Origin of the sequence: Sphingopyxis sp. 2PD, assembly GCF_005503695.1 — a bacterium.
Classification (GTDB): domain Bacteria; phylum Pseudomonadota; class Alphaproteobacteria; order Sphingomonadales; family Sphingomonadaceae; genus Sphingopyxis.
In genome coordinates this window covers 15,644-41,868 of sequence record NZ_SCMU01000009.1, presented here as the reverse complement: position 1 = coordinate 41,868, position 26,225 = coordinate 15,644, and the positions used below count along the sequence as shown (strand labels likewise).

The window sequence follows — 26,225 nt, the reverse complement described above, 5'->3', positions numbered from 1 at the left end:
TGCCGTCATCTGAGGGAGCCTGAAACCATGACCTATGTCGTCACCGATGCCTGTATCCGGTGCAAATATATGGACTGTGTCGAGGTGTGCCCCGTCGATTGTTTCTATGAGGGCGAGAATATGCTCGTCATCAACCCCAATGAATGCATCGATTGCGGCGTCTGCGAACCCGAATGCCCCGCCGAAGCGATCCTGCCCGACACCGAAAGCGGCCTCGAGAAATGGCTGGAGGTCAACACCAAGTTCAGCGCCGAATGGCCGAACATCACGGTGAAGAAGGAAACCCCCGCCGACGCCGACGAGTTCAAGGGCGTCGAGGGCAAGTTCGAAACGCATTTCTCGCCCGAACCGGGCAGCGGCGACTAATCGCCAAATCTTCGATTCGATCGGGGCGGGACTTTCCCGCCCCTTTTTCGTCGGTGCTACAGGCGCGAGCACGGCATGTCGCGCTACGGCGGCTTTCGACCGATTGCGGACGTACGTCATTTCTTCTCTCCCCTTGTGGGAGAGATACGAAGGCTTGGCAGCTTTGCTGCCTAGCCGCAGTTGAGAGGGGGTTTGCGCGTGCTGGCGTCCGCCCCCTCACCAAGCTTCGCTAGCTCCTGACGGAGCAAGCTGCGCTATCCTCTCCCACAAGGGGAGAGGAGCTTGTGACCGCTCCCCACCCCAAAGCCGCCATGGCCGATCACCGCCGCCATGATTTGCCCTCTTGAAACCCTCGGCCTTGCCGCCGATGTAGGGCGCCGGAGGGATAGCCTGCCGGTCCTCGGCCGGGCAGCCCGATAATCAAGGACTAAAATCGCATGATCGACCCGCTCGCCGCTCTTGTCCCCGTCGTCGTCGAACAGACGAGCCGTGGCGAACGCAGCTTTGACATTTTTTCCCGCCTGCTGCGCGAACGGATCATCTTCGTCACCGGCGAGGTCGAGGATAATATGGCGTCGCTGATCACCGCGCAGCTGCTGTTCCTCGAATCGGAAAATCCGAAGAAGGACATCTACATGTACATCAACTCGCCGGGCGGCGTCGTCACGGCGGGCATGGCGATCCACGACACGATGCAGTACATCCGCCCGCGCGTCGGCACGGTGTGCATCGGTCAGGCGGCATCGATGGGCAGCTTCCTGCTCGCCGCGGGCGAACCCGGCATGCGCGTCGCGCTGACCAACGCGCGGGTGATGGTCCACCAGCCGTCGGGCGGCGCGCGCGGCATGGCATCGGACATTGAAATCCAGGCCAAGGAAATCCTGCGCATCCGCAAGCGGATGAACGATTTGTATGTGAAATATACCGGCCGGCCGCTGAAAGAGATCGAAAAGGCGATGGACCGCGACACCTTCCTCGAAGCCGAAGAGGCAAAAGCATTCGGGCTGGTCGATCATGTCTATGACCGCCGCCCCGGCGCGCTGGAAGGCGACGCGGCAAAGGATCTGAGCGAAGGCCCGACGCCCTGATTCGGCGCGGGTGCGGACATGCCCCGCTCGCCATCCGGGCACCCCGGCTGACGATCACGGGGGAAAGCCGGGAAGGCGCGGGCCGGTACCGCGTGGTAGCCAAAGACAAGGGCTTAACCGCATTTGTTGACGCCCGTTTTGCGCCTTGGCGCTAGGCGGGACAGGGCCGCAATGTCACCCAATTGCCATATTGTAATTGGGTGACCGCGGACTAGGATAAGGACGGCACCGCCATTTCGGCGCCTGCCAGAGGAAGAATTATGACGAAATTGAGCGGCTCGGACAGCAAGAGCACTCTCTACTGCTCCTTCTGCGGCAAGTCGCAGCATGAAGTCCGCAAGCTGATTGCCGGTCCCACCGTGTTCATCTGCGACGAATGCGTCGAACTGTGCAACGACATCATCCGCGAAGAGATCAAGGGCGGGGTTGCCGCGCGCAAGGACGGCGCGGTGCCGACGCCGCTGGAAATCTGCCAGCATCTCGACGCCTATGTGATCGGCCAGAACAAGGCCAAGCGCGTGCTGTCGGTCGCGGTCCACAATCATTACAAGCGCCTCGCCAACTCGGGCCGCGGCGACGAGGTCGAACTCGCCAAGTCGAACATCCTGCTCGTCGGCCCGACCGGCAGCGGCAAGACCTTGCTGGCGCAGACGCTCGCGCGCTTCCTCGATGTTCCCTTCACCATGGCCGACGCGACGACGCTCACCGAAGCCGGCTATGTCGGCGAAGATGTCGAGAACATCATCCTCAAGCTGCTGCAGGCCAGCGACTATAATGTCGAAAAGGCGCAGCGCGGCATCGTTTATATCGACGAAATCGACAAGATCAGCCGCAAGGCCGAAAATCCGTCGATCACCCGCGACGTGTCGGGCGAAGGCGTGCAGCAGGCGCTGCTCAAGCTGATGGAAGGCACGACCGCGTCGGTGCCGCCGCAGGGCGGGCGCAAGCATCCGCAGCAGGAATTCCTGCAGGTCGACACGACGAACATCCTGTTCATCGCCGGCGGGGCGTTCAGCGGGCTGGAAAAGATTATCGGCGACCGCCTGCAGGGCAAGTCGATCGGCTTCGGCGCGCATGTCGCGGGTCCGGACGAGCGCCGCATGGGCGAAGTGCTGAAGAATATCGAGCCCGAGGATCTGCTGAAGTTCGGTCTGATCCCCGAATTCGTCGGGCGCCTGCCGGTGATCGCGACGCTCGAGGATCTCGACATTGACGCGCTGGTCAAGATTCTGGGCGAGCCCAAGAACGCGCTGGTGAAACAGTATCGCAAGCTGTTCGATCTGGAAGAGGTCGTGCTGACCTTTACCGACGATGCGCTGATTGCGGTCGCCAAGAAAGCGATCGAACGCAAGACCGGCGCGCGCGGCCTCCGCTCGATCGTCGAGGCGATCCTGCTCGACACGATGTTCGACCTGCCCGACCTGACCGATGTGGTCGAGATCGTCGTCGACAAGGATGTCGTCGAGGGTCGCAAGGATCCGGTGCGCGTCTATGCCGACAAGGCCAAGGAAGCGGCGGGCGACGCCGCCTGAGTCGCGGCGGGTCCGTCGTTTGCCCTGAAATCAGGCGACTCGGCGGCCCCGCGCGCGAAAAATTGTTGCATTGCAGCAACAGTTGCCGAGAAAAACGCATTAGCGCCTGTGGATAAATCGCGGATCGCAACGGAAATTCGCGGTTTTTCGATCTTTCGCCGCGGCTTTCGCCGCGCGCCGCTTGCACTGTCACAATTGCTGTCACAATCGTGCCACATGCGGGCTTCAGGGGCGCTCGCAGGACTTGCGCGCCCCATTTCGCGCGCCTGCCGAACGACACCACACCAAGGGGACATCCTGACATGAAATTCCGTCACACGCTTGCCGCCAGCTGCGCGCTGATCCCGGTCGCGCTGCTTTCCACGCCGGCCTTTGCCCAGTCGACCGGTTCGGTCGACTTCGACGAGGAAATCGTCGTTACGGGCGTTTCGGCAACCGATGTTGTTGGCATTTCGTCACCTGACACCTCGAAGGCGAAGGCCGTTCTGGGTCAGGAAGTCATCGAACGCCAGAACCCGGGGCAGACGATTCTCGACACCATCAACCTGCTGCCTGGCGTCAACTTCACCAACAACGACGCCTATGGCTCGGCCGGCGGCCAGCTGACGATCCGCGGCTTTTCCGCCGACCGCATCAGCCTGACCTTTGACGGTGTGCCGCTGAACGATTCGGGCAACTACGCCATTTATTCGAACCAACAGCTCGACCCCGAACTGATTGAGCAGGTCAACGTCAACCTCGGTTCGACCGACGTCGACAGCCCGACCGCCGCCGCGACGGGTTCGACCGTCAACTATCGCACCCTGACCCCGACCGAAGAATTTGGCGTGAAGGTTTCGGGTTCGGCCGGCGAATATGAATTCATGCGCATCTTCGGCCTGATCAACACCGGCGAATTCACGCCTTGGGGTACGCGCGCATTCCTGTCGGCCTCGACCGCGTCGAACAACAACCCGTTCAACAACTATGGCCGCCTGCGCAAAAAGCAGTTCAATGGTCGCATCTGGCAGCCGCTCGGCGACAACGGCGATTTCATCTCGGTCGCTGGCCATTACAACGTCAACCGCAACAACTTCTTCGGCTCGGTGCCGCTGCGCCTCGACGCGAACCGCGTCGTCGGTTCGGGTTCGGGCAACCGCTTCCCGATCGACAAGGACGAGCGCGAATATGACATCGCCGCGCCCTGCACCACCACCGCCACGATTCGCCCGGGCGTCGCCGACACGCAGTCGAGCTGTGGGACCGAGTTTGACCGTCGCTACAACCCGTCGAACACGGGCAACATTCGCGGCGCTTCGAAGTTCACGCTGACCGAAGGCCTCGTCCTGACCGTTGACCCCAGCTATCAGTATGTGAAGGCCAATGGCGGCGGCACCGTGACCGCCAACGAAGGCTTCCGCGACATCAATCCGGCCGGCGGTACCGGTACCTGCGGCACGGTGGGTGGCGCGATTACGGCGCAGATTAACTGCTCGACGGGTTACTTGGGTGGCCAGCCCTATTTCGGTCGGGACCTCAACGGCGACGGCGACATTCTCGATCGCGTATCGATGCTGGCTCCGAGCCAGACGCAGACGCACCGTTATGGCGTGATCGCCAACCTGCGCTGGGACATCAATGATTTCCACACCGTCCGCGTCGGTTTCACCTATGATCGCGCGCGTCACCGCCAGACCGGCGAAGTCGGCCTGTTGCAGTTCAACGGCGAACCCTTCAGCGTCTTCCCCGTCACCGACAATCCGCAGACCGACGCTACCGGCGTCATCCTGCAGAAGCGCGATCGCCTGTCCTATGCGATCCTGACCCAGGTTTCGGGTGAATATCGTGGCGAGTGGGCCGACGGCCGCATCATCACCACGGTCGGCATTCGCGCCCCGTTCTTCAAGCGCGACCTGAACAACAATTGCTTCACATCGAGCGACACGGGCTTCCTGGAATGTTTCGGCAGCGCGACCGATCCGCGCAACGCGACCTATGCGACGCTGAACCCGACGATCCAGGGGCCGCAGCAGCGCGTGCTGAAGTATGACGACATCCTTCCCAACGTCGGCCTGATGTTCAAGCCGAACAGCCAGATGTCGGTGTTCGCCAACTATTCGAAGGGTCTGCAGGTTCCGGGTACCGACGCGCTGTACAACGCGTTCTTCTTTGCCCCGAACACCCCGTCGGCACGCCCCTCGCCCGAAACGAGCGACAACTTCGACCTCGGTTTCCGCTATCGCACCAGCAAGGTGCAGGCGCAGATTTCGGGCTGGTTCACCAAGTACAACGATCGTCTGGCATCGGCGTTCGACCCGGAAACCGATCGCAACCTGTACCGCAACCTTGGGCGCGTCGACAAATATGGCATCGACGGTAGCGTCGCATATCAGCCGATCCCCGAACTGGCGCTGTATGTGTTCGGTTCGTGGATGAAGTCTGAAATCAAGGACAACGTCCAGTCGGGTGAATGCACCGCGGCACAGGTCACGGGCAACATTGCCGGTTGTACCGCCGTCGGCCAGCCGATCTTCGTGGCAACCGCAGGCAAGCGCGAATCGGGCGCTCCCAAGTACAGCTTCGGCGGTACCGTCCGCGGAACGCTGGGTCCCGTCGAACTGGGTATCACCGGCAAGCGCACCGGTGGCCGGTTCATCTACGATACCAATCTGCCGGTATATGGCGGCACGCTGGCCGCTCCGGTCGAAGTGTATCCGAACAAGACCAACGCTTACTGGCTCGTCAACTTGGACGCGCGCCTCAGCCTGGAATGGGCGGGTCTCAACGACAAGACCTTCCTCCAGCTGAACGTCTACAACCTGTTCGACTCGCTGTACGTTGGCAACTACACCCCCGGTCTGAACCAGGGTGGCGTGCTGGGCCCGAACGCATTCACGGGCAACCCGGCTTCGGTACCTAACGCCCAAATCGGCGCGCCGCGCACGATCAGCGCAACGCTGACGGTCGGCTTCTAAGCCGTACCGACCGGCCAAGAAAACAGGGCGCGGGAGGCAACTCCCGCGCCCTTTTTCATGCTCATGTTGAAATGCGCGCCGCGGCGGTGGCGGCGGTGGCCGTCAGTCGGCGGCGATGCGACGGGCGGTGTCCTGGACGAGCGCGATCATGTTGGGGACGCCCTGGGTGCGGTTCGACGACAGCTGGCGCGTGAGGTCGAAGGGGGCGAGCGCGGCGGCGATGTCCATGTCCGCGACCTCGACCGCGGGTTTGTCCTGTACCGCGGCGAGGACCAGCGCGACGATGCCCTTGGTGATCGCGGCGTTGCTGTCGGCAAGGAAATGCAGGCGGCCGTCGGCCTGCGGCACCGGATAGACCCAGACGCTGGCGCTGCATCCGCGCACCAGCGTCGCGTCAGTCTTGAGCGCGTCGGGCATCGGCTCCAGCTCGCGGCCAAGCTCGATCAGCAGGCGATAACGATCGTCGCCGTCGAGAAAGTCATATTCGTCGTGGATGTCGGTCAGGCTGCGCATGGGGCGGCACTGGCAGATTTGGGAGGGAGTGGGAAGAGCGAGAAGCTTTCCTCCCTTTCGTCGCCCCCACGAAAGGGGGGCGTTGTCGGCCTCACGCTATCTCGCCAGCGGCCCCCGCCTTCGCGGGGGCGACGGACATTATAGATCCACCCCCGCGGCGATCGCTTCCAGCTTGCGCAGCCGTTCTTTCAGGTCAGCGATCTCGATCCGCGACCCGGCGTGGGGGACCGCCGCGTCGTGGGCGACGGTGACATGCCCGGCGGCGAGTTCTTCGCGCTTGAGCTGGATCCAGTCGCGCCAGCCGCGCAGCGCGGCCAGGCTCATGATCGTCAGGGCAGTCAGGGCGACGGCGCTGACCATCAGGTTGGATGCAAGATCAGACGTAATGGTGGCCATGATGCGGCTCCTTCTTCGTCGCGGTCGTCAGGAGAGCGACCGGTCGCGCAGCTTCTCGATTTCCTGATCGAGCGTCACGGCGCGGTTGTTGTCGGTGGCGATGCGTTCGAGCACCTGGATACGGTCCTTGAGCGCGCGGATTTCGGCTTGCAGCGCCTTGGTCTCGCCATTGTCGACAGGGGCGGCGAAAAACTCGTTGCCCTTGTGGTCGCGGCGGACGCCATATTTGGCGCGGACGACGCTGCCGATGGTAACGATCAGGACGATGCCGATAACCATTTCAAACGGGTTCATGGGGGGATCCTTCCGTATTTTCTTATCGTTGCTTCAATTCGGTTGCTTCAGTTCAGCGGAGCGTCGCGCAGCTTTTCGATCTCGTCGGCGACGTCAATTCCCTTGTCGGTAACGATCCGTTCGAGAACGCGCACACGCTGTTCCAGCCGTTCGGTCGCCGCCGCATATTGCGCGGCCTTTTCGGCGGTCATTTCGGACTGTTTCTCGATCATCTTTTGCTGATGCTTCGACCAGATGGCAAAACCGCCAAGCAGGAAGGGAGCGAGGGGGATCAGGATCCAGATGGCGTCGCCCATGACCGCTCTCCTCAGTTGGCCGGGCGCCGCAGCGCCTCGATCTCCGCCGCCACCCGGTGCCCTTCGTCGGTGACGATGCGTTCGACGACGGCGAGGCGATCCTTCACCGAACCCAGTTCGGCGCGCAGCTGGGCATTTTCCTGGCTGATCAGCTTGACGCGTTCCATCGCCTCGTCGCTGGTCTTGGGATAGACCGCCTTGCCCCAGCTGTTTTCGAGCGGATAACCGTTCTTGACGCGCAGCCAGGTGGTGAAGATCCAGCCCCCGATCGCGGCGAGGCCAAGGATGGCGGCGCCGGGTGCGATGGTATTCAGGACATCGAGATTCATTGGACTATTCCCCTCAGCGCAGGCGGTCGATCTGGTCGGCGAGCTGCGCCGCCTGACCATGATTTTCGGTGGCGATGCGTTCGAGCACCGAAATCCGCTCTTCCAGGCGGCTGACCTGCCCTGCCAGCTTGGCATTGTCATCGGTCAGCAGTGCGATTTTTCGATCAGCGTCGGGGTCGGTTCGATGAACCGTGCCACCCCATTCATTTTCAACCGGATAGCCGTGCTTGGCGCGGATCCAGGTGGTGAACATCCAGCCGCCGATCGACAATGCGATAATGGCGAGGACGAAACCGGTACCACCGAAATTCATCTGTCTTCTCCCTGTTGCATCCAGCCCGTTCGCTCAGCGTAGCGCGTCGATCTCGTCGGCGAGGCGGCGGTTGTGGCTGGTATAATATTGCTCGATGTCGGCGAGGCGGCGGTCGATGTCGCGGAAGCGCGACTTGATGTCGCGGGTCGACGCGGTCGGGTTGCTGCGCACCCCCTGCCAGAATTTCGCTTCTTCGCTCGAGCCATAGAGCGCGAAGGGTTTGGGCGTCCCCATCCAGGCAATCATCCAGTAAGCGATCAGCGTCCAGGGAAAGCCCCCCATCAGCGTCAGCAGCACCGCGCCAACGCGGACCCAGAGGACGTCGACACCGCTGTAATCGGCGATCCCGGCGCAAACGCCGCTCCATTTGGCGTTCTGCTTGTCGAGGTAGAATTTCGTGCGGCTGGCAGACATCTCAGTTCCTCCGGCTGGTATTTTCGAGTTGCGCCAGCTCTTCATCGCTACGCACCGCAGGGCGGAAGTCGGGATGGTCGGCGCTGATGATGCGTTCGACAGTGTGCAGCCGGCTTTCGAGGCGGCGCGCGGTGTCGTACAATTCGTCGAGCAGTTGCTCGTCCTCTCCGGTCAGCGTCTTGGCCTGCTTCCACTTGGTGATGTAGTGGAGGATCAGCCAGGGCAGACCAAGGAAGAGCGTGCCGATGACGATCGGGACGACGATGACTTCTTCCATCGGTCTGGCTCCTTATTGCTTGCTGGCCTGCGCGGCCTTCAGCGCGGCAAGTTCGTCGGCGACCTTGTCGGCGGCCTGCAGTTCGGCGATTTCCTCGTCGAGCGACTTTTTATAGCCGAGGTTCAGCGCATCGGCACGGCCTTCGGCTTCGTCGACGCGGCGTTCGAGGATTTCGAAGCGCGAGAAGGCATCTTCGACGCGGTCGCCGTTGGTCATTTCGCGCAGCTTATACTTGTTTTCGGCGCTTTCGAGGCGGTTGACGACGCTCGACTGGCGCGCGCGCGCTTCCGAAAGCTTTTTCTGCAGCTTGGCGATATCGGCCTCATAGCCCTTGAGCGCGTCGTCGAGCGTGGCGATCTCGGCCTTCAGCTTTTCGGCCATGTCGCCAGCCTTCTGCTTTTCGACCAGCGCGGCGGTGGCCAGGTCTTCGCGGTCCTTCGACAGCGCGAGTTCGGCCTTTTCCTTCCAGCTGTCCTGCAGGCTTTCGAGCTTGGCGATGTGGCGGCGCATTTCCTTCTGGTCGGCGATCGTGCGGGCAGCCGACGCGCGGACTTCGACAAGCGTTTCGTTCATCTCGAAGATGATCTGGCGGATCATCTTTTCGGGATCTTCGGCCCGGTCGAGCAGGTCGGTGACGTTGGCGGCGATGATGTCGCGGGTGCGTGAAAAAATACCCATCTGAAAAACTCCTGTCGAAATCTGGAGACCTTGGTCTGTTCTAAACAAAAAGGCTGGTGCCGGGGCGGGGCAAGGGGGGAGAGTGCCCCGGCACCAGTGCCGGTCAGGCCAAAGCGCTGACCGCCGGGGACATGACAGCGGCAACCAGCGGGCCGACGTGAACGCCGGTGGCACTGGCCGCAACCTGCGGCTGGTCGATCGCTCCGACGAGGATGGCCAGCGCTCCGGCCGTGCTCAGCACGAAAGTGGCGGCTTGGGCAAACATCGACTTCATGATCTAACCTTCCTGTGGTTGTCGCTGCACCGGAACATTTGTCCCGGTTCGGTTTCCACAATGCAGACACCGTGCCAATTGCACAAAGCCTCGCAAAACCGCGCAAATTGACTCGCAAATTGCCTTTCCCATCGATTTGGCTTGCCATCGAGCGGGAAAATTTGCCAATGATTGGGAATGGAGCGCGAAACCCAGTTTATCGGCCAGTCCGCGGCCTTTCAGGACGCGGTCGAACGCGCCAGCCTGGCCGCCTCGCTCGACCGGCCGGTACTGGTGATCGGCGAGCGCGGGACGGGCAAGGAACTGATCGCCGAGCGCCTGCACCGTCTGTCGACGCGCTGGGACCGCCCCTATGTGATCATGAACTGCGCCGCGATGCCCGAGACGCTGATCGAGTCCGAACTGTTCGGGCACGAGGCGGGTGCCTTCACCGGCGCGACGCGCACCCGCGCGGGGCGGTTCGAAGAAGCCGACGGCGGCACATTGTTCCTCGACGAGCTGGCGACGATGTCGATGGGAGCGCAGGAGCGGCTGCTGCGCGCGGTCGAATATGGCGAGGTGACGCGCGTCGGATCGTCGCGCCCGATCCGCGTCGACGTCCGCATCGTCGCGGCAACCAACGAACATCTGCCCGCGCTGGTCGACGAAAACCGCTTCCGCGCCGACCTGCTTGACCGGCTGTCGTTCGAGGTCATCACCCTGCCCCCGCTGCGTGCGCGCGAGGGCGATATCGAGGTGCTCGCCACCTATTTCGGGCAGCGCATGGCGACCGTCCTTGGCTGGGAAGAATGGCCGGGGTTCGGGCCGCGCGCGCTCGCGGCGATGGAGGGGCATGATTGGCCGGGCAATGTCCGCGAGCTGCGCAATGTCATCGAGCGCGCCATCTATCGCTGGGCCGACCCCGAAAAGCCCGTCGATGCGCTGAACTTCGACCCCTTCGCCAGCCCCTGGCAGCCGGTGGGGCGCAAAGCAGCGGCGAAGGCCGAGGGCGGCAGTGCATCCCCGGCCCCCGCCTCCGCCGCTCCCGCCCCCACATCAACCGCCACGCCGAGCGGCCCGGTCAGCGACCTGCGCGCCGCGGTCGACGCCTATGAACGCCAGATCCTGTCCGACACAATGGCCCGTTGCCGCTTCAACCAGAAGGTCGCGGCGGAAGCGCTGGGGCTGAGCTACGACCAGATCCGCCATGCGCTGAAAAAGCATGGGCTGAACCAATAACGCCTATCGCTTCTGCGCAGGAACGGCGTCGGCGATAATTGGTGCGCGGACGACACCGTTGAATTCATCGACGAACTTGCCGAGCAATGACAGGAACGTCTCGGCCTCGTCCGGCGTGAACGCCGACAGGGCGATTTTTTGCGCGCGGATGGCGGGTTCGCGCAGCCGTTCCAGATGCCGCTCGCCTTTGGCGGTCAGGACAAGGATTTTGCGGCGGCGGTCTTTGGGATCGTCAACGCGCACGATGAATCCATCATCGGCCAACTTCTTGACGACAAGTCCGGTGGTCGAACGGTCCAACCCTACTTTTTTCGACAGGCTGATCTGATCGAGGCGCTCGTAATGGCGCAGGATCACGAGCACGCCATATTGGGTGGTCGTCGCCCCGATACCCGCGCTTTCGGACAGGAATAACGAAACGCTGATCTGATGCGCGCGGCGGAGCAGGAAACCCGGGCGCTTGTAAAGAGCATCGATACCATTCGTGCCTTCAGCTTTCCTGTCCCGATCACTCGTCAAACCCGGCCCTCCGTTTCTCGCCCGAAAATGGCCCCGACAACACGGCTCCATCCTGCACACAATACCGTCGGTAAGGGCGATCGGTCGTCGTCGATTCTAACCAGAGTCCGTCCGCGCGCAACTGCTGAAAAGCGCCCGGGTGCGGCGCTGAAGCGAGGCAAACCCGGTTCAAACGGATGGGTTTGCACCGCGCTGCCGATACAATAGGCAGTACCACGGTGTTTATGACGCGACCGCGACTGGATCGGCGCTGTTGATCCATGGGGCAGCGAAGGGCAGGCCGCTAAACATGAAGAGTGCGAATCGCCATTCCAGCGCGCAAGGGGCGGCCGACGCCGCATCACGCGCGTTCGCCGCGCGCAGCTTCTCCGACAATGCCGCGCTTCATGCCATCGCCGAAGGCGGCGGTGCGCTGTGTACGATCGTCGGTATCGAGGGCAGCTTTTCGCGCCAGCTCGGCGCACAGCTGGCGATTCGCCGCGACGGCACAGTGGTCGGATCGCTCGCCGACGGCTGTTTGGAAGCGCAACTGGTTGCGGAGGTCGCGCGGATCGACGGGCCGGTCGTGCGGCTCTATGGCCGCGGCTCCGAACAGATCGATTTTCGCCTGCCGTGCGGTAGCGCCATCCATATCCTGATCGACCCGGCGCCGGACCGGGAGGCGATCGCCCGGGTGGCGCACGACCTGTCCGAACGACGACCAGCCACGCTCGCCCTGCCGCTACCCGATAGATGCGATCGCGGGCTGCTGCGGCACCGGCATTTCTTTCCCGACCTCACCATCATCGCCTTGGGAAACGGCCCCGAAAGCGAAGCGCTGGCGCATCTCGCCGATGCCGCCGGGGTGAATATCCGCAGCTATGGCCCCGATAGCGCGGAGCTCGCGCTGGGCCGCGCCCCCGACCTTCCCGCCCCCGATGCGTGGACCGCGGTGATCCTGTTGTTCCACGACCATGAATGGGAGCGCGAGCTACTGCGCTGGGCGCTGGGCAGCGATGCCTTTTACATCGGCGCGCAGGGCGGCGCGGTCGCGCGGCAACGGCGGCTGGAGGTGCTGGCGGATGACGGCGTCTCGCACGCAGACCGCGCGCGCATCACCAGCCCGGTCGGAATTTTCCCGCAGGCGCGGCAACCCGCCGCGCTGGCGCTGTCCGCCCTGTCGGACATCATCTTTCGTTATGCCGCGCTGGAGCCCGACCAATGACCGTCGGCATCTATGTGCTCGCGGCCGGGCAAAGCACGCGATTTGGTGCGCCCAAGCTGGATGCGATGTGTGCAGCGCGCCCGCTCGGCGCCTGGATCATCGCCGCGATCGAAGCCGCAGGCCTCGCCCCCGGCACGATCATCGTGCCGCCATCGACCCCGCGCTTTGCGCTCGAGGCAGAGCGCAGCGGCTGGACACTCGCGATCAACGCCAAGGCCGAACGCGGACTGTCGACGTCGCTGGCGCGCGCGATCGGCCACGCCGAGGACGCGGCGCATGAGGCCGCCGCGATTTTCCTGGCCGACATGCCGCTGATCACCGCAGCCCATGTTCGCACCATTGCCGCGGCAGGGCAGCCCGACCGGCCAATGGCGACGCTGTACCCCGGCGGCGCCCTCGGCGTTCCCGCCCGCCTGCCGCGCGCGCTGTTCGCGGCGCTGACGCGCGGCGCCGCAGATGTCGGCGCTGCGGCATTGCTCGCCGCGCAGCCGACGCTGCGCGCGATCACCGGCGACGCGGACCTGCAAGATGTCGATAGCCCGGAGGATCTGGCGCGGGCTGAGGCGATGCTGATCGAGCGTCGGTCGCACCGGGAACGCGCGCGCACCGATAGCGGGCTTACTGCCCGGGCAGCTCGCGGCTGAGCGCCTCCAGCACCGCATCCTGCGCCGCAGCCAAGTCGGCGAGCCGATCGCGCAGCGCATAGATTTCGGGCAAGCCGTCGATCGCTTCGTCGACGCTGCGCTCGAGATAAAGCCGGTCGATGTCGGCGAGCGCGGCGGTGAGCGGCGCGCGCGTGGCGGTGAGGCGCGAAATCGCCTGTTGCGCGACGACCCAGCGCTCGCTGGCAACCGGTGCACCCGCCGCGGCGGATACCAGCGGCGCAGTCACATTGCGCTCGGCGGCAAAGGCCTGCTGCGCAGCGGCTGCATCCGATTGCCAGCGCGCCAGCCGTCCGTCGAGGTCGGCGGGAAGCGGCCCCGGCGGCGCCACGACGACGGCGGGCGGCGCCACGTCGAAGCGCCCCTCGACCGCGCGTTTGGCAAGCGAGGGCGCGCCCGCATTCTGTGCCGCCGCACAGGCCGAAAGCGACAGGGACATGGCGAGCGCCAGCGACAGGGCAAGAAGGGTGCGCGTCATCGCCGCCTCTGATATGGGTGCGGGCGCAACGCGGCAAGCACCGAATCGGCGGCGCATCCCGCCATTCGTCAACCGACCCGCTTTTTGCACGAAAAGCACGGAATTTGGCGGTTGACAGCTTGGGCCTGGATCGCTAGTGGCGCTGACTTTCCCGCATGCCGGAAAAATCGCCTGCCTTGGTGGGTGATTGGTGCGCGGGTGATTTAGTTTTTTGATTGGATGGAAGACCATGTTCGCAATCGTGCGCACGGGCGGAAAGCAGTATCGCGTTGCCGCCGGAGACAAGATCGCCGTTGAAAAGATCGACGGCGAAGCTGGCGACACCGTGTCGCTGGGCGACGTCCTGCTGGCCGGCGACGGCGGCGAAGTGAAGGATGCGAAGGGTCTGACCGTTTCGGCCGAGATCATCGCCCAGACGCGCGGCGAAAAGGTCATCGTGTTCAAGAAGCGCCGTCGGCACAACTACCGCCGCCGCAACGGTCACCGTCAGTCGCTGACGCTGCTGCGCATCCTGGCCGTCGGCGAAGCCAAGAAGGCTGCGCCGAAGAAGGAAGCTGCGCCGAAGGCCAAGGCCGCTCCGGCAACCGAAGCCAAGGCTGCGGCGCCCGCCAAGGAAGCTGCACCGAAGAAGGCTGCCGCTCCCAAGAAGGACGCTGCACCCAAGGCCGAGACCGCCGAAAAGAAGCCCGCTGCCAAGAAGGCAGCCCCCAAGAAGGACGCCTGAGCGCGGCGACGCGGCTCGGCCCCTCCAAACGAATTAAGGAGCATCAGTCATGGCACATAAGAAAGCAGGCGGTTCATCGCGCAACGGTCGCGACTCAGCCGGCCGTCGCCTTGGCGTGAAGAAGTTCGGCGGTCAGGAAGTGATCGGCGGCAACATTATCGTGCGCCAGCGCGGCACCAAGGTTTACCCGGGTGTCAACGTCGGCATGGGCAAGGACCACACGCTGTTCGCAACCGCCGACGGCCAGGTCCGATTCCACGATGGCAAGCTTGGCCGCAAATATGTGTCGGTCGACGCCATGGCGGAAGCCGCCGAATAAAGGACGATCCGCACGGGTCGCCCACCAAGGGATGACCCGGAACGGTCCTTTCCGCTGAAGGCGGAAACAAAGTTCGAAAAGAGGGAGACGGGTCACCCCCGGCCTCCCTTTTTTCTTGCCCATTGTCCGCGACTTGGCGGCCCCTTATCGGGAATGGGCACGAAAATCGGGCCATCCATCTCCCTCCACATCGACTGTCGTCAAAGCGTCACCATCGGGCGCCAAGGCGGCGGCAATTGGGAGTGAAAAGAATGTTCGCGCGTACCGAAAGACTGTTGCTGCGGCCCGGCTGGCAGGAAGACGCCCCGGCACTGGCCCGGGCGATCGGCGAAGAAGCCGTGGTCCGCAACCTCGCGACCGCGCCCTGGCCCTATGGCGAAAGCGAGGCGCGCGAGTTTCTGAGCAAGCCGATCGACCCCGTCCAGCCGCGGTTCCTGATTTTCGCCCGCACCGGCGGCGCCCCGCGCCTTGTCGGCGGCTGCGGCATTTCCCCCGACCCCGACGGCAGGCTCGAAATGGGCTATTGGATCGCGCGCCCCTATTGGGGACTCGGCTTTGCCACCGAAGCCGGGCGCCAGCTGATGGGCATCGCGCGCGCGATGCATTTGCCCAAGCTGACCGCGGGCCATTTCCTCGACAATCCGGCATCGGGCGCGGTGCTGCGCAAGTTAGGCTTTCGCCCGACCGGTAAGGTCGCGCAGCGTTACAGCCTCGCGCGCGGCGGCGATGCAGCCTGCGCGCTGTTCGAAGAAGGCGACGGCGATGTCGATGGCCTTGTCACCCCGATGCGAAGCCGCATCGGGGTGGACGAAGATTTCCGTGAGGAACTGCGGTTGATGGCGGCTTGAAAACCGCCGCCCCCGCGAAGGCGGGGGCCGCTAGCGGCGTTGCGCCAGGTGGCTGTCGGCCCCCGCCTTCGCGAGGGCGACGCTACCCCTTACCCGCGCATCTTGTTCACCATGCCCATGATGTCGTCGAGCGGATTACCGTCGCCGTCCATGTCGAGCATCTTGCCGAGCCCGCCCAAACCGCCACCAAGGCCGCCAGCCGACGGCGCGGTGCCGCCACCCAGCGCGCCGCCCAACACATTGCCGAGCATCCCGCCGAGACCGCCGGAAAGCCCGCCGCTTTCGCCCGACTGACCGCCCTGCTTCGCCATATAGCCCGCGACCATCATCGCCAGGATCGGCAGCATCCTTTTGAGCAGCCCCGAATCGAGTCCGGTCTGCGCCGCCGCTTGTCCGGCGACGGTGCGGCTGACGTCCTTCGATCCGAAGATCTGCCCGAGCACCTCGTTGCCCGGCGCCACCGGGGTCGGCTGCGACCCCAGCACCGAATCGAGCAATCCGCCGCCGCCGAGTTGCCCCAGCAGGCCGCCCAGCCCCTCGATCCCGCCCGATTGCGCCTGTTTCTTGAACCCGCCCAAAATCGCGGGGAGCAGCGCCTCGGCGCCCTGCTTCGCCATGGCCGGCGGAATGCCCAGATCTTTCGCCATCGATTCGATGCCGCCAGCCTGCGCCAAAATGTCGGTCAGGTTCATGTCTTTATCCTCCCACTCCGGCGCCGGTCGGATCGCGCCCACGGGCACGACTATACCAGCGCGCGGGCGAAGGACGAGTCGTTCATTTGGCTGTCATTTTCAAATGCATAGTCCTAGCCTGTGGCCATCCGACTCGCCCGTTCCGGGCTGGGCCGCGTCAAAGTGGGAGTGAAATCATGGGCATTTTCAGCAGCATCAAGGACGCGATTTTCGGCAAGAAGGCGGTTGCCGCCGAGCCCGCAGCACCGGCCGCGCCGAGCCCCATCGGCAGTGCGCTCGACGCCGCGACCAGCGCGATGGCGGCCGCCGCCGCAGCGCCGCCCGCCGAGGTCGATGTCGACGCGATCCTGACCGCCGAGGCGGCGGGCAAGGACCTCAACTGGCGCACCTCGATCGTCGACCTGATGAAATTGCTCGGCATCGATTCGAGCCTTGCCAACCGCAAGGAGCTCGCGACCGAGCTGGGTTATACTGGCGCCCTCGACGGCAGTGCCGAAATGAACATCTGGCTGCACAAGGCGGTGATGCGCGAACTCGCCGCGAACGGCGGCAAGGTGCCCGCCGATCTGACCGACTGACCTTGAATCCTCCCTGTCGCGCAGCGATGGGGAGGTGGCAGCCCGTAAGGCTGACGGAGGGGCCGCGACGCCGCGGCCCCTCCACCATCCTTCGGATGGTCCCCCTCCCCATGGCTTCGCCACAGGGAGGATATGGTTCCCATTGACCCGCGCCGCCCTCCGCCTAGACAGGTTTCAACAGAAACAAGATCGTAAGGGAGCCGTCGCGTGCATCACAGCCTGTCCACCCCATTCACCCGCCGCCAGACGCTGACGACGCTCGGCACCGGGGCGGCGAGCCTGGCATTGGCGGCGTGCAGCCGCGACCCCGGCGGCGTCGCGACCCTGCCACCGCTGCCTGCCGCCACCGCTCAGGCTGGAGCCGAGGCGTTGCTGTCCTCGATCGCCGACAACCTCCTCGCGCTGTCCCCCGAAGGCGCCACTTCGCTGGGCATCGACACCGGCGCGCGCGCGGCCGAACGCGGCAAGCTGTCCGACCGATCGGCGGCGGGCCAGCAGGCGGTCGCCAATACACTGAAGGCCGATGTCGCGCGCGTTCGCGCGTTCGACAAGACCGGCCTCGACCACAAGACGCGCACCAGCCTCGCGGTGGTCGAAAGCGCCTATGGCGTGGCGCTCGACGGTTTTGCCCTGCCCTATGGCGATGTTGCGGTCGGCGGGTGGCGAAACACGCCCTATGTCGTGATCCAGAATGTCGGCGCCTATCTGGACATTCCGAAATTCCTCGACAGCGACCATCCGGTCAAGAATGCCGCCGATGCCGAAGCCTATCTGGCGCGCCTCAATGCCTATCCCGGGGTACTCGACGGCGAGACCGAACGGCTCAAGGCGGCGGGCGGCCAAGGGATGATCGCCCCCGCCTTTCTGATCGACAAGGCGGTCAAGCAGATGGAGGCGAGCTTGGTCGATGCCCGCGAGGGCGGCAGCCTGGTCGAGAGCCTCGCCAAGCGGACGCGCGAGGGTAACATTGCCGGCAATTGGGGTCCGCGCGCCGAGACGATCACGCGCGGCGCCGTCGTCCCAGCGCTCGAACGCCAGCTCGCCGAACTGAAGGCGCAGCGAAGCAAGGCGACGATGGACGCCGGGATGTGGGCGCGGCCGGGCGGCGACGAATGGTACGCGTGGGGGCTGCGCGCCAGCACCACGACGCGGATGACCCCCGACGAGGTGCATCAGATGGGCCGCGACGAGCTGGCCGAACTGCACGGCCGGATGGACCCGATCCTGAAGAAGCTCGGCTATACGCAAGGCTCGGTCGGCGACCGGATGAACGCGCTGGCCAAGGATCCGCGTTTCAAATTTCCCGACAACGACGCCGGACGCGCCGAAATCCATGCGTATATCCAGACCTGGCTCGGCAAGATCCGCGCCGAGCTGCCGCGCGCCTTCCGCACCTTGATGAAGGGCAATGTCGAGGTGAAGCGCCTGCCGCTCGCCGAAGAACCCGGCGCGCCCGCCGCTTATGGCGGCGCCGGGTCGATCGACGGCAGCATTCCGGGCAAATTCTGGATCAACCTGCGCACCACCGAATTGCACAGCAAATATTCGCTGCCCGACCTCACGATGCACGAGGCGATCCCCGGGCATGTGTGGCAGGGCGAATATGCCAACCAGATGCCGCTGATCCGCACGATGCTGGCGTTCAACGCCTATTCGGAAGGGTGGGCGCTCTATGCCGAGCAGCTGGCCGACGAGTTGGGGCTGTATGACGATTTCGAGGTGGGGCGGCTCGGCTATCTCCAGTCGCTGGCGTTCCGCGCGTGCCGCTTGGTGGTCGACACCGGGTTGCATGCGAAGCGCTGGACGCGCGAACAGGGGGTCGAGTTTTTCGTCAAGGAAAACGGCTCGAACCCGCTCGAGGTCGCGAGCGAGGTTGATCGCTATTGCAGCTGGGCCGGACAGGCGTGCGGTTACAAGGTCGGGCACAGCGAGATCGTGCGGCAACGCGGGCTGGCGCAGGCGGCGCTCGGGCCGAAATACGACCTGCGCGATTTCAACAATGTCGTGGTCGAGGGCGGCAACGTCCCGCTCGATGTGCTGGCGCTGAATGTCGCGGAATATGTGGCGGAGAACAAGGGCTGATGCGTCGGCGCATCGCCTGGTCAACATTCGGTGCGGCGCTGCTGGCCAGCAGCGCCGGCCATGCCGCCGACGCCCCTGCCCCACAGGAAACTGCGCGCGTCGCGATCGTGACGTCCGACGTCGATCGCTTTTACGCCTTGTACGACGACCCGGCGATCGCCGCCCAGCCCGATGTGCTAGCGACGCGCTATCTAGCCGACGCGTCGCCGGGGTTAGTCGAATTCATGGCGATGCGCCGGATCACGCCCGAACGCGTGGCGAAGGCGCTGCGCGACAAGCCCGATCTGTATCGCGACGCGCGCACCTGCGCGGCGACGCTCGGCAATGTTCGGGGGCGGTTGGCAGCGTCGGCCGATCGGTTGGCGGCGCTCTATCCGCCAGCAATTTTTCCGCCGATCACCATCGCGATGAGCCGCGGGACGCCAGTCGCGGCGGCGAATGCCAAGGGGCTCTACGTCTCGCTCGAAGCGTTGTGCGCCGCGAAGTTTTTCGAAGCCGATGACGAAGATCGCTTTGTCCATGTCATCGCGCATGAATATGTCCATGCCCAGCAACCGCTTGCGCAGGTCGAAAGCGATAGCGACACCGTGCTCCACGCCTCGCTCGTCGAAGGCGCCGCCGAATTTGTTGCCGAACAGATCAGCGGTTCGGTTGCGTATACGCATCTGCTCCGCTGGACGGCGGGGCGCGAGGCTATGGTCGAGCGGGACTTTCTGGCCGAAATGGACGGCCAGGCTAAGGGCTCTCGCTGGGTTTACAACCAGCTCGGAACCCCGGACTGGCCGGGCGATCTGGGCTATTGGGTCGGCTATCGAATCGTCAAAAGCTATTACAACCGCGCGCCCGACAAGGCGGCTGCGCTCAAGGCGATCATCGAGATGCGCGATCCTGCCGCCTTCCAGGCAGAAAGCGGCTGGACGCCGGGAATGACGCTTTAGCGATCTCCGTCATTTCAAAGACCTGCGTTCCCGCGAAGGCGGGAACCCATCACCGACCGGTACAAAATGGCGCGGTCAGGAGATGGGCTCCCGCCTTCGCGGGAGCACGCCGCTACCTTAGTCCGGAAACGGCGCAAGGTCGGGCTCGACAAACCCCCGCCGCGCTTCCACCGAAAACAGTCGCTCGCGGCTGTAGAAGCGCAGCGGCCAGTCGCGGCGGCCGACGTCGGAGAGCAGCATCGCGTTGACGCGCGCCGCCAGTTCGGTCGCTTCCGTTTCCGACAGAAACCACCGCACCCCGGCGACATAAGCGCGCGTGATGCTGTCGTGATAGCCCTGCGTGTCGTCGTTCACGCCGCCGACGCTCGCATTATAGCGACTGATGATTCCCGCGATCTCGGCATCGACGTCGATGTCGGGGCGCTCGCTGAGCAGCCAGAGGCATGCGCCCAGATGCGCCTCGTGCGTCCATGCCGCACGAGGCAGGGTGCACGCGAGCAATCCCTCGCCGATCGTGCGAATGTCGGAATCGCGCTCAAACAGGCGCGGCGAATATTCGGTAGTCATTGGTCCGGTCCTTCCGGGTGAATGAGCACCCGGAAGTTTCCGGGTCAATTATGCTGCGACGGCGGCCTGCGGCGCCGCGTTGCGGACGCCTTCGTCGACATGGTCGGCAAATTGCGCGAAATTGTCGATGAATTGGCCGACCAGCGTTTGCGCGGTACGGTCATAGGCGGCCTTGTCGGCCCATGCCTCACGCGGATCGAGCAGCGCGCTGTCAACGCCCGGAACCGCGACCGGCACCATGAAGCCGAAGTTCGGGTCCTTGCGGAATTCGGCGTCGTTGAGGCTGCCGTCGAGCGCCGCGTTGAGCAAGGCGCGCGTGGCCTTGATCGGCATGCGCTTGATGCCGTCCATCGTCGCCATGCCGCCGGTCCAGCCGGTGTTGACGAGCCAGCACTGGACGCCGCCCTTGGCGATGCGTTCCTTCAGCAGATTGCCGTACACCGAGGGATGGCGGGGCATGAAGGGCGCGCCGAAACAGGTCGAGAAGGTCGCCTCGGGCTCGGTCACGCCGATTTCGGTTCCCGCCACGCGCGCAGTGTAGCCCGACAGGAAGTGATACATCGCCTGATCGGGGGTCAGCTTGGCGATCGGGGGCAGCACGCCATAAGCATCGGCGGTGAGCATGATGATATTCTGCGGCACCGGCCCCATATTCTGTTCCGACGTGTTCGGAATGAAGTCGATCGGGTACGAACCGCGGCTATTTTCGGCGAGGCTCGCATCGTCGAAATCGAGTTCGCGGGTCACCGGGTCCATCACGACATTTTCGAGCACGGTGCCGAAGCGCTTGGTCGTCGCGAAAATCTCGGGCTCGGCCTCGGGCGACAGGCGGATCATCTTGGCATAGCAGCCGCCCTCGAAATTGAAGACCGCGGTGTCCGACCAGCCATGCTCGTCGTCGCCGATCAGCGTGCGCGACGCGTCGGCCGACAAGGTGGTCTTGCCGGTACCGCTGAGGCCGAAGAACACCGCAGTGTCGCCGTTCGGGCCCATGTTCGCCGAACAATGCATCGGCATCACGCCCTTCACGGGGAGCAGATAATTGAGGATGCCGAACACCGACTTCTTCATCTCGCCGGCATATTGCGTGCCGCCGATCAGGATCAGCTTTTCGGTGAAGTTGACCGCAATGACCGTTTCGGTGCGCGAGCCATGCTTCGCCGGATCGGCGCGGAAGCTCGGCAGGTCGATGATCGTATATTCAGCGGCAAATGCTGCCAGTTCTGCCGCGGTCGGGCGGCAGAGCAAGGTGCGGATGAACTGGCTGTGCCAGGCGAATTCGGTGATGACCTGGACGCCGACGCGATGTTCGGGCTGCGAACCGCCGAACAGCTGCTGGCGATAGAGTCGCGGGCGTTCGGCGAGGTGCGCGAAAAAATCGGCCTTCAACGCCGCGAAATGATCGGGGGTCATCGCCACGTTGGTCTTGCCCCACCAGATGGTGTCGCGCGTCTCGTCGTCCTGGACGATGAACTTGTCCTTGGCGCTGCGGCCGGTGTGCTTGCCGGTCGCGACGACGAGCGGGCCATCCTTCGCGAGCAGGCCTTCGCCATGCCGGACGGCATCCTCGATCAGCGCCGAGGTACCCCAGTTTTCGGCCACTTCGGCCTGGGTTTCGACGGTGTCGCTGCCGATCACAACCTTGGTCATTTCACTCGCCTTTCCTTCGCCCGCGGCCCCTTCGCATAGGTATGCAAAACATGCCATGCGAAAGCGTTTGGGCCCGCATGAACATGGGGTGCCGACGGGTCGTCGATTCCGAAATTCCGGTCGCGTTAGCGAGGATGGGCCGGGAGGTCAAAAGATTAAAGAGTGAATCGGTGCCGAACCGTGCGCGGTTGTCGCTCGGCGATGGATCGGCTAGTCCGTCGGCGGTCCCGCCCAACGGAAAGAGCATGACGGCAACCATCGCGCTGGTCGACGACGACCGCAACATCCTGCAATCCCTGTCGATCGCGCTGCAGGCCGAGGGGTTTGTGACGCGCGTCTATTCGGACGGCGAGGCGGCGCTAAAACCGCTGATCGACAATCCGCCCGATCTTGCGGTGTTCGACATCAAGATGCCGCGCATGGACGGGCTGGAACTGCTGCGGCGGCTGCGCGAGAAAAGCCAGCTACCCGTCATTTTCCTGACCAGCAAGGACGACGAGATCGACGAAGCGCTGGGACTGGCGATGGGCGCTGACGATTATATCGCCAAGCCCTTTTCCCAGCGGCTGGTGATCGCGCGCATCCGCGCCATTTTGCGCCGCGTGGCGCTCAACCAGAATGCCGCCGCCGAGGACGACGAGCCCGTCGCCGAGCCGATCACCCGTGGACGGCTGAGCATGGATCCGGCGCGCCACAAGGTCGCGTGGGACGGCAAGGATGTCACGCTGACCGTCACCGAATTCCTGATCCTGGAAACGCTGGCCAGCCGCCCCGGCATCGTGCGCAGCCGCAATCAGCTGATGGACGCCGCCTATCAGGACGATGTCTATATCGACGATCGCACGATCGACAGCCACATCAAGCGCCTGCGCCGCAAGTTCCGCGAGGTCGATCCTGAATTCGACGGCATCGCGACGCTCTATGGCGCGGGATACCGCTTTGCCGACGATGGCTGAGCCGCTGAAGCCCGACGCGAGCATCGCCGAGCAGGAGGAATCGCCGCTCGTCTGGTCGGCGCGCTGGTCGCTGACGACGCGCATCCTGGCGGTCAACATCCTCGCGGTCGCGTTGCTGGCGGGGGGATTCTATTATCTCGATACCTATCGCAGCCGCCTCGTCGATACGCGGATCGAGGTGATGAAGGATCAGCTCGCGATGCTCGACCGCGCGCTCGAAGCGGCGCGGCCCGACCAGCGCGCGACGCTGATCGACGAATTTGCCACCGCGACCGAATCGCGACTGCGCTTTTACGGCGCCGACGGGCGGCGGATTTCGGACAGCTTCGAAACCGGCCCCGCCACCTACACCTTGCGCGACCCCAATTTGCAGGCGTGGCAGCGCGACGCCGCGCGCGCGATGGACCGCGGCATCGACTGGATCGTCGGCGCCCCCTCCTATCCCGATTTTCGCGAACCCGCGGTCGACAACGCCGCGGCCTGGCCCGAAGTCGTCGAGGCGCAGCGCGGCGGGCTGGCGGCAAGCCGTTTCCGCTACGCCCCCGAACGTACTCCCCTGCTGAGCGCCGCCAGCGTCGTCGATCTGGAAGCGCCGCAGACGGTGCTGATGACGCTGAACGCGCGCGACATCACCCGCACCGTGCGCGCCGAACGCTTCCGGCTGGCGATCGTCGTTGCGGTCGTGCTGATGACGTCGGTGCTGTTGTCGCTGTTCCTTGCGCGCACCATCGTCCGCCCGCTGCGGCGGCTGGCGCGCGCCGCGGTGCGCGTCCGGCTGGGACGCGCGCGCGAGGTCGTCGTGCCGCGCCTACCCAGCCGCCGCGACGAGATCGGCACGCTGGCGCGCGCACTCAGCGACATGACGCAGGCGCTGCGCCAGCGCATCGACGCCGGCGAACATTTCGCCGCCGACGTGACCCACGAGCTGAAAAACCCGATCGCGTCGGTGCGCTCGGCGATCGAGGGGCTGGGCCGCGTCAAGGACGATGCGCAGCGCGCGCAGCTGCTCGCGATCGCCGACGAGGATGTCCGGCGGCTCGACCGGCTGGTCAGCGACATCAGCGAGGCGAGCCGCGTCGATGCGCAATTGTCGCGCACATTGTTCGAGCCGATCGACGTCGGCATGATGATCGAATCGATGCTCGCCGCGCGCACGGCGCGGATCGATGCCGATACGCCGCACCCGCGCCTAGCCTTCGCCCGCCCCCGCAAGGGGACGACGCTGGTGATGGGCGACGGCCACCGGCTCGAACGCGCGATCGACAATGTCATCGACAATGCGATCAGTTTCTCGCCCCCCACCGGGCTGGTGTGCATCGCGGCGACGCGGCTGGGCGACGAGGTGCATATCCGCGTCGACGACGACGGCCCGGGCATCGATCCCGACCAGCGTGAGGCCATTTTCCGCCGTTTCCATAGCGAACGCCCCGCCGGCGAGGCCTTTGGCCGCCACAGCGGGCTGGGGCTGGCGATCGCGCGCACGATCATAGAGGGGCATAGCGGCACGATCAACGCCAAGGACCGCGACGATGGTAAGCCCGGCGGCAGCCTGCTGATGACCCTGCCCGCGAGCGAGGGGGGAGCGGCCGCAGGCTGAATATCCTCCCCATGGCTGCGCCACAGGGAGGATCGGTTTGCCGCCTTGCGGCCCCGCTTCGTCGCCGGTAAGCCTTCACCGATGCTGCCCAGCCGGACCCGACCCGATATCGTCAATATCCATGCGAGCTGTGTCGCCGCGGGCAGCCGCGGCATTTTACTGCTCGGCCTGTCGGGACAGGGCAAGTCGGACCTGGCGCTGCGGCTGATCGATCGCGGTGCGCGGCTGGTCGCCGACGACCGCTGCGACATCTGGTTCGAGCGCGATCGCCTGTGGTGTCGCCCGCCCGCGGAACTGGCCGGCAAGCTGGAAGTGCGCGGGCTGGGCATCGTCGAAAAGGCGTGGGTCGCACCGGTCCCGCTGGCGATGGCGGTGCGGCTCGCCGATCGGTACGAGCGTATGCCGCCCGAGCGCGCGGTCGAACGGATCGCCGGGCACGACCTGCCCTCGCTCACCCTATCGGCGTTTGAAGCATCGGCGCCGATCAAGGTCCTGTTGGCGCTCGACCGGCTGGCGAGCGGGGCATGAAGGACACCCCCGAACCGCGGCTGCTCCTGGTCACCGGCCTGTCGGGCGCGGGCAAATCGACGGTGCTCAAGGTGCTCGAGGATCTGGGCTGGGAGGTGGTCGACAATCTGCCGCTGGCGCTGCTCGAAACCTTGATCGACGCGCCGGTCAAGCGCAGCGAGGCGGGGCGCCCGCTGGCGGTCGGCATCGACAGCCGCAGCCGGGGGTTCCGCCCGGCGCTGCTCGTCCAGCGGATCAAGGCGCTGCGCGAGGTCGGCGGACGCGACGTCCAGACCTTGTTCCTCGACTGCGCGGGCGCCGAGCTCGAACGGCGTTTTTCGGAAACGCGCCGCCGCCACCCGATGGCCGAGGATCGCCCCGCCGCCGACGGCATCGCGCGCGAGCGCGAGATGATGGAGCCGCTGCGCCGCTGGGCGGAGCATGTCATCGACACCACCAATTACAGCAGCAACGACCTGCAACAGGAGGTCCGTCAGCGCTTTGGCGACGCCAGCGATAACGAGCCGGTGCTCAACATCCTGAGCTTCGGATTCGCGCGCGGGCTGCCGCGCAACGCCGACCTGGTGTTCGACATGCGCTATCTGCGCAACCCGCATTGGGACGCGAAATTGAAGCCCGGCACCGGCCTCGACCCCGACGTTGCCGCCTATGTGATCGCCGACCCCGCCTATGAAGACAGCCTGGCGCAGATCGAAAAACTGATCCTGACCTTGCTGCCGCGCTACCGCGCCGAAGGGAAAAGCTATGTCACCATCGCTTTCGGCTGTACCGGGGGCCGCCACCGGTCGGTCCACGTCGCCGCGCGTGTTGCCCAAACGCTACGCGCGTCCGGATATGAGCCAGTGCTGACCCACCGCAACCTTGACTCTGCCCCGCAAGATGGGCTTGAGGGCAAGCCCCCGCCTCCGGCCACCGCCGTCGGCGGAAGAACATAAGGGTCT

The 26,225-nt window shown here is 64.8% G+C and carries 32 protein-coding genes; 17 read left to right on the top strand and 15 right to left on the bottom strand.

Features of this window, described 5'->3' with window-relative positions:
• The first annotated feature begins 27 nt into the window (after window positions 1–27).
• From fdxA to FFS18_RS09005, 4 genes are all read left to right on the top strand, one after another.
• Entirely contained in the window at window positions 28–366 is a 339-nt protein-coding gene (fdxA, locus tag FFS18_RS09020) for a ferredoxin FdxA (RefSeq protein WP_120217304.1), read from the top strand.
• Between the two features lie 437 nt (window positions 367–803).
• Complete coding sequence (locus tag FFS18_RS09015; RefSeq protein WP_120217305.1) at window positions 804–1,454, top strand: ATP-dependent Clp protease proteolytic subunit; 651 nt, start codon at window positions 804–806, stop codon at window positions 1,452–1,454.
• Window positions 1,455–1,714: 260 nt separating this feature from the next.
• Entirely contained in the window at window positions 1,715–2,986 is a 1,272-nt protein-coding gene (clpX, locus tag FFS18_RS09010) for an ATP-dependent Clp protease ATP-binding subunit ClpX (protein WP_120217306.1), read from the top strand.
• A gap of 302 nt (window positions 2,987–3,288) precedes the next feature.
• A complete protein-coding gene (locus FFS18_RS09005; protein ID WP_137870524.1) occupies window positions 3,289–5,940 on the top strand; it encodes a TonB-dependent receptor in 2,652 nt (883 codons plus the stop codon).
• A gap of 102 nt (window positions 5,941–6,042) precedes the next feature.
• Here FFS18_RS09005 and FFS18_RS09000 read toward each other — a convergent pair whose 3' ends face one another.
• The 10 genes from FFS18_RS09000 to FFS18_RS17435 all read right to left on the bottom strand — a co-directional run bounded on the left by FFS18_RS09000 (window position 6,043) and on the right by FFS18_RS17435 (window position 9,724).
• Window positions 6,043–6,453 carry a SufE family protein gene (locus tag FFS18_RS09000; RefSeq protein ID WP_120217308.1) on the bottom strand — a complete coding sequence of 137 codons (411 nt, stop codon included), beginning with the start codon at window positions 6,451–6,453 and terminating at the stop codon, window positions 6,043–6,045.
• Between the two features lie 138 nt (window positions 6,454–6,591).
• Complete coding sequence (locus FFS18_RS08995; protein WP_443029445.1) at window positions 6,592–6,849, bottom strand: hypothetical protein; 258 nt, start codon at window positions 6,847–6,849, stop codon at window positions 6,592–6,594.
• A 27-nt stretch (window positions 6,850–6,876) separates the two neighbouring features.
• Complete coding sequence (locus FFS18_RS08990) at window positions 6,877–7,143, bottom strand: hypothetical protein (protein ID WP_137870523.1); 267 nt, start codon at window positions 7,141–7,143, stop codon at window positions 6,877–6,879.
• Window positions 7,144–7,190: 47 nt separating this feature from the next.
• Window positions 7,191–7,439, bottom strand: coding sequence for a hypothetical protein (locus tag FFS18_RS08985; RefSeq protein WP_137754210.1), 249 nt, complete (start codon window positions 7,437–7,439; stop codon window positions 7,191–7,193).
• An 11-nt stretch (window positions 7,440–7,450) separates the two neighbouring features.
• On the bottom strand, window positions 7,451–7,768 hold the full coding sequence (locus FFS18_RS08980) for a hypothetical protein (protein WP_120217312.1): 318 nt from the start codon (window positions 7,766–7,768) through the stop codon (window positions 7,451–7,453).
• A gap of 13 nt (window positions 7,769–7,781) precedes the next feature.
• Entirely contained in the window at window positions 7,782–8,081 is a 300-nt protein-coding gene (locus FFS18_RS08975) for a hypothetical protein (RefSeq protein ID WP_120217313.1), read from the bottom strand.
• Window positions 8,082–8,114: 33 nt separating this feature from the next.
• Window positions 8,115–8,495 carry an envelope stress response membrane protein PspC gene (gene pspC, locus FFS18_RS08970; RefSeq protein WP_120217314.1) on the bottom strand — a complete coding sequence of 127 codons (381 nt, stop codon included), beginning with the start codon at window positions 8,493–8,495 and terminating at the stop codon, window positions 8,115–8,117.
• Window position 8,496: 1 nt separating this feature from the next.
• Entirely contained in the window at window positions 8,497–8,772 is a 276-nt protein-coding gene (gene pspB / locus FFS18_RS08965; protein WP_137870522.1) for an envelope stress response membrane protein PspB, read from the bottom strand.
• A gap of 12 nt (window positions 8,773–8,784) precedes the next feature.
• Window positions 8,785–9,450, bottom strand: a complete 666-nt coding sequence (gene pspA / locus FFS18_RS08960) for a phage shock protein PspA (protein WP_120217316.1) — start codon at window positions 9,448–9,450, stop codon at window positions 8,785–8,787.
• Window positions 9,451–9,553: 103 nt separating this feature from the next.
• Window positions 9,554–9,724, bottom strand: coding sequence for a hypothetical protein (locus FFS18_RS17435; protein ID WP_171005267.1), 171 nt, complete (start codon window positions 9,722–9,724; stop codon window positions 9,554–9,556).
• A gap of 177 nt (window positions 9,725–9,901) precedes the next feature.
• Between FFS18_RS17435 and pspF the strand changes: the two genes are divergently transcribed.
• The gene (gene pspF, locus FFS18_RS08955) at window positions 9,902–10,942 is read left to right on the top strand and encodes a phage shock protein operon transcriptional activator (protein WP_137870521.1); all 1,041 of its coding nucleotides are present in this window, start codon (window positions 9,902–9,904) and stop codon (window positions 10,940–10,942) included.
• Between the two features lie 3 nt (window positions 10,943–10,945).
• Here the strand turns inward: pspF and FFS18_RS17835 are convergent, their stop codons facing one another.
• On the bottom strand, window positions 10,946–11,512 hold the full coding sequence (locus tag FFS18_RS17835; protein WP_137870520.1) for a MarR family winged helix-turn-helix transcriptional regulator: 567 nt from the start codon (window positions 11,510–11,512) through the stop codon (window positions 10,946–10,948).
• Window positions 11,513–11,750: 238 nt separating this feature from the next.
• Here FFS18_RS17835 and FFS18_RS08945 point away from each other — a divergent pair, with 238 nt between their 5' ends.
• Both FFS18_RS08945 and FFS18_RS08940 read left to right on the top strand, forming a co-directional pair.
• Window positions 11,751–12,665 (top strand): XdhC family protein, encoded by a 915-nt coding sequence (locus FFS18_RS08945; RefSeq protein WP_137870519.1) that lies wholly within the window; start codon window positions 11,751–11,753, stop codon window positions 12,663–12,665.
• Entirely contained in the window at window positions 12,662–13,309 is a 648-nt protein-coding gene (locus tag FFS18_RS08940) for a nucleotidyltransferase family protein (RefSeq protein WP_120217320.1), read from the top strand. The genes FFS18_RS08945 and FFS18_RS08940 overlap by 4 nt, the downstream gene beginning before the upstream one ends.
• On the opposite strand, the gene FFS18_RS08935 is transcribed toward FFS18_RS08940, so the two are convergent.
• Window positions 13,284–13,805, bottom strand: coding sequence for a hypothetical protein (locus tag FFS18_RS08935; protein ID WP_137870518.1), 522 nt, complete (start codon window positions 13,803–13,805; stop codon window positions 13,284–13,286). The two genes, FFS18_RS08940 and FFS18_RS08935, sit on opposite strands and share 26 nt — an antisense overlap.
• Before the next feature lie 229 nt (window positions 13,806–14,034).
• On the opposite strand from FFS18_RS08935, the gene rplU reads away from it, so the two are divergent.
• The 3 genes from rplU to FFS18_RS08920 all read left to right on the top strand — a co-directional run bounded on the left by rplU (window position 14,035) and on the right by FFS18_RS08920 (window position 15,696).
• Window positions 14,035–14,529, top strand: coding sequence for a 50S ribosomal protein L21 (gene rplU / locus FFS18_RS08930; protein WP_137870517.1), 495 nt, complete (start codon window positions 14,035–14,037; stop codon window positions 14,527–14,529).
• Window positions 14,530–14,578: 49 nt separating this feature from the next.
• The gene (rpmA, locus tag FFS18_RS08925) at window positions 14,579–14,848 is read left to right on the top strand and encodes a 50S ribosomal protein L27 (protein WP_037513604.1); all 270 of its coding nucleotides are present in this window, start codon (window positions 14,579–14,581) and stop codon (window positions 14,846–14,848) included.
• A gap of 251 nt (window positions 14,849–15,099) precedes the next feature.
• Entirely contained in the window at window positions 15,100–15,696 is a 597-nt protein-coding gene (locus FFS18_RS08920; RefSeq protein ID WP_137870516.1) for a GNAT family N-acetyltransferase, read from the top strand.
• A gap of 89 nt (window positions 15,697–15,785) precedes the next feature.
• Here FFS18_RS08920 and FFS18_RS08915 read toward each other — a convergent pair whose 3' ends face one another.
• On the bottom strand, window positions 15,786–16,388 hold the full coding sequence (locus FFS18_RS08915; protein ID WP_137870515.1) for a DUF937 domain-containing protein: 603 nt from the start codon (window positions 16,386–16,388) through the stop codon (window positions 15,786–15,788).
• Between the two features lie 176 nt (window positions 16,389–16,564).
• Here FFS18_RS08915 and FFS18_RS08910 point away from each other — a divergent pair, with 176 nt between their 5' ends.
• From FFS18_RS08910 to FFS18_RS08900, 3 genes are all read left to right on the top strand, one after another.
• Entirely contained in the window at window positions 16,565–16,966 is a 402-nt protein-coding gene (locus tag FFS18_RS08910; RefSeq protein WP_120217325.1) for a DUF3597 domain-containing protein, read from the top strand.
• 207 nt (window positions 16,967–17,173) lie between these two features.
• Window positions 17,174–19,048, top strand: a complete 1,875-nt coding sequence (locus tag FFS18_RS08905; RefSeq protein ID WP_137870514.1) for a DUF885 domain-containing protein — start codon at window positions 17,174–17,176, stop codon at window positions 19,046–19,048.
• Window positions 19,048–19,986, top strand: a complete 939-nt coding sequence (locus tag FFS18_RS08900) for a DUF2268 domain-containing putative Zn-dependent protease (RefSeq protein WP_137870513.1) — start codon at window positions 19,048–19,050, stop codon at window positions 19,984–19,986. The genes FFS18_RS08905 and FFS18_RS08900 overlap by 1 nt, the downstream gene beginning before the upstream one ends.
• A gap of 117 nt (window positions 19,987–20,103) precedes the next feature.
• Here FFS18_RS08900 and FFS18_RS08895 read toward each other — a convergent pair whose 3' ends face one another.
• On the bottom strand, window positions 20,104–20,553 hold the full coding sequence (locus FFS18_RS08895) for a hypothetical protein (RefSeq protein WP_137870512.1): 450 nt from the start codon (window positions 20,551–20,553) through the stop codon (window positions 20,104–20,106).
• A 48-nt stretch (window positions 20,554–20,601) separates the two neighbouring features.
• Window positions 20,602–22,203 (bottom strand): phosphoenolpyruvate carboxykinase, encoded by a 1,602-nt coding sequence (locus tag FFS18_RS08890; RefSeq protein ID WP_137870511.1) that lies wholly within the window; start codon window positions 22,201–22,203, stop codon window positions 20,602–20,604.
• 245 nt (window positions 22,204–22,448) lie between these two features.
• Between FFS18_RS08890 and FFS18_RS08885 the strand changes: the two genes are divergently transcribed.
• The 4 genes from FFS18_RS08885 to rapZ all read left to right on the top strand — a co-directional run bounded on the left by FFS18_RS08885 (window position 22,449) and on the right by rapZ (window position 26,219).
• The gene (locus FFS18_RS08885; RefSeq protein ID WP_137870510.1) at window positions 22,449–23,159 is read left to right on the top strand and encodes a response regulator transcription factor; all 711 of its coding nucleotides are present in this window, start codon (window positions 22,449–22,451) and stop codon (window positions 23,157–23,159) included.
• Window positions 23,152–24,756, top strand: a complete 1,605-nt coding sequence (locus tag FFS18_RS08880) for a sensor histidine kinase (protein ID WP_137870509.1) — start codon at window positions 23,152–23,154, stop codon at window positions 24,754–24,756. The genes FFS18_RS08885 and FFS18_RS08880 overlap by 8 nt, the downstream gene beginning before the upstream one ends.
• 81 nt (window positions 24,757–24,837) lie before the next feature.
• On the top strand, window positions 24,838–25,284 hold the full coding sequence (locus FFS18_RS08875; protein WP_120217330.1) for an HPr kinase/phosphorylase: 447 nt from the start codon (window positions 24,838–24,840) through the stop codon (window positions 25,282–25,284).
• Window positions 25,281–26,219 carry an RNase adapter RapZ gene (gene rapZ, locus FFS18_RS08870; protein ID WP_137870508.1) on the top strand — a complete coding sequence of 313 codons (939 nt, stop codon included), beginning with the start codon at window positions 25,281–25,283 and terminating at the stop codon, window positions 26,217–26,219. Before FFS18_RS08875 ends, rapZ begins: the two co-directional genes overlap by 4 nt.
• The last annotated feature ends 6 nt before the right edge of the window (window positions 26,220–26,225 follow it).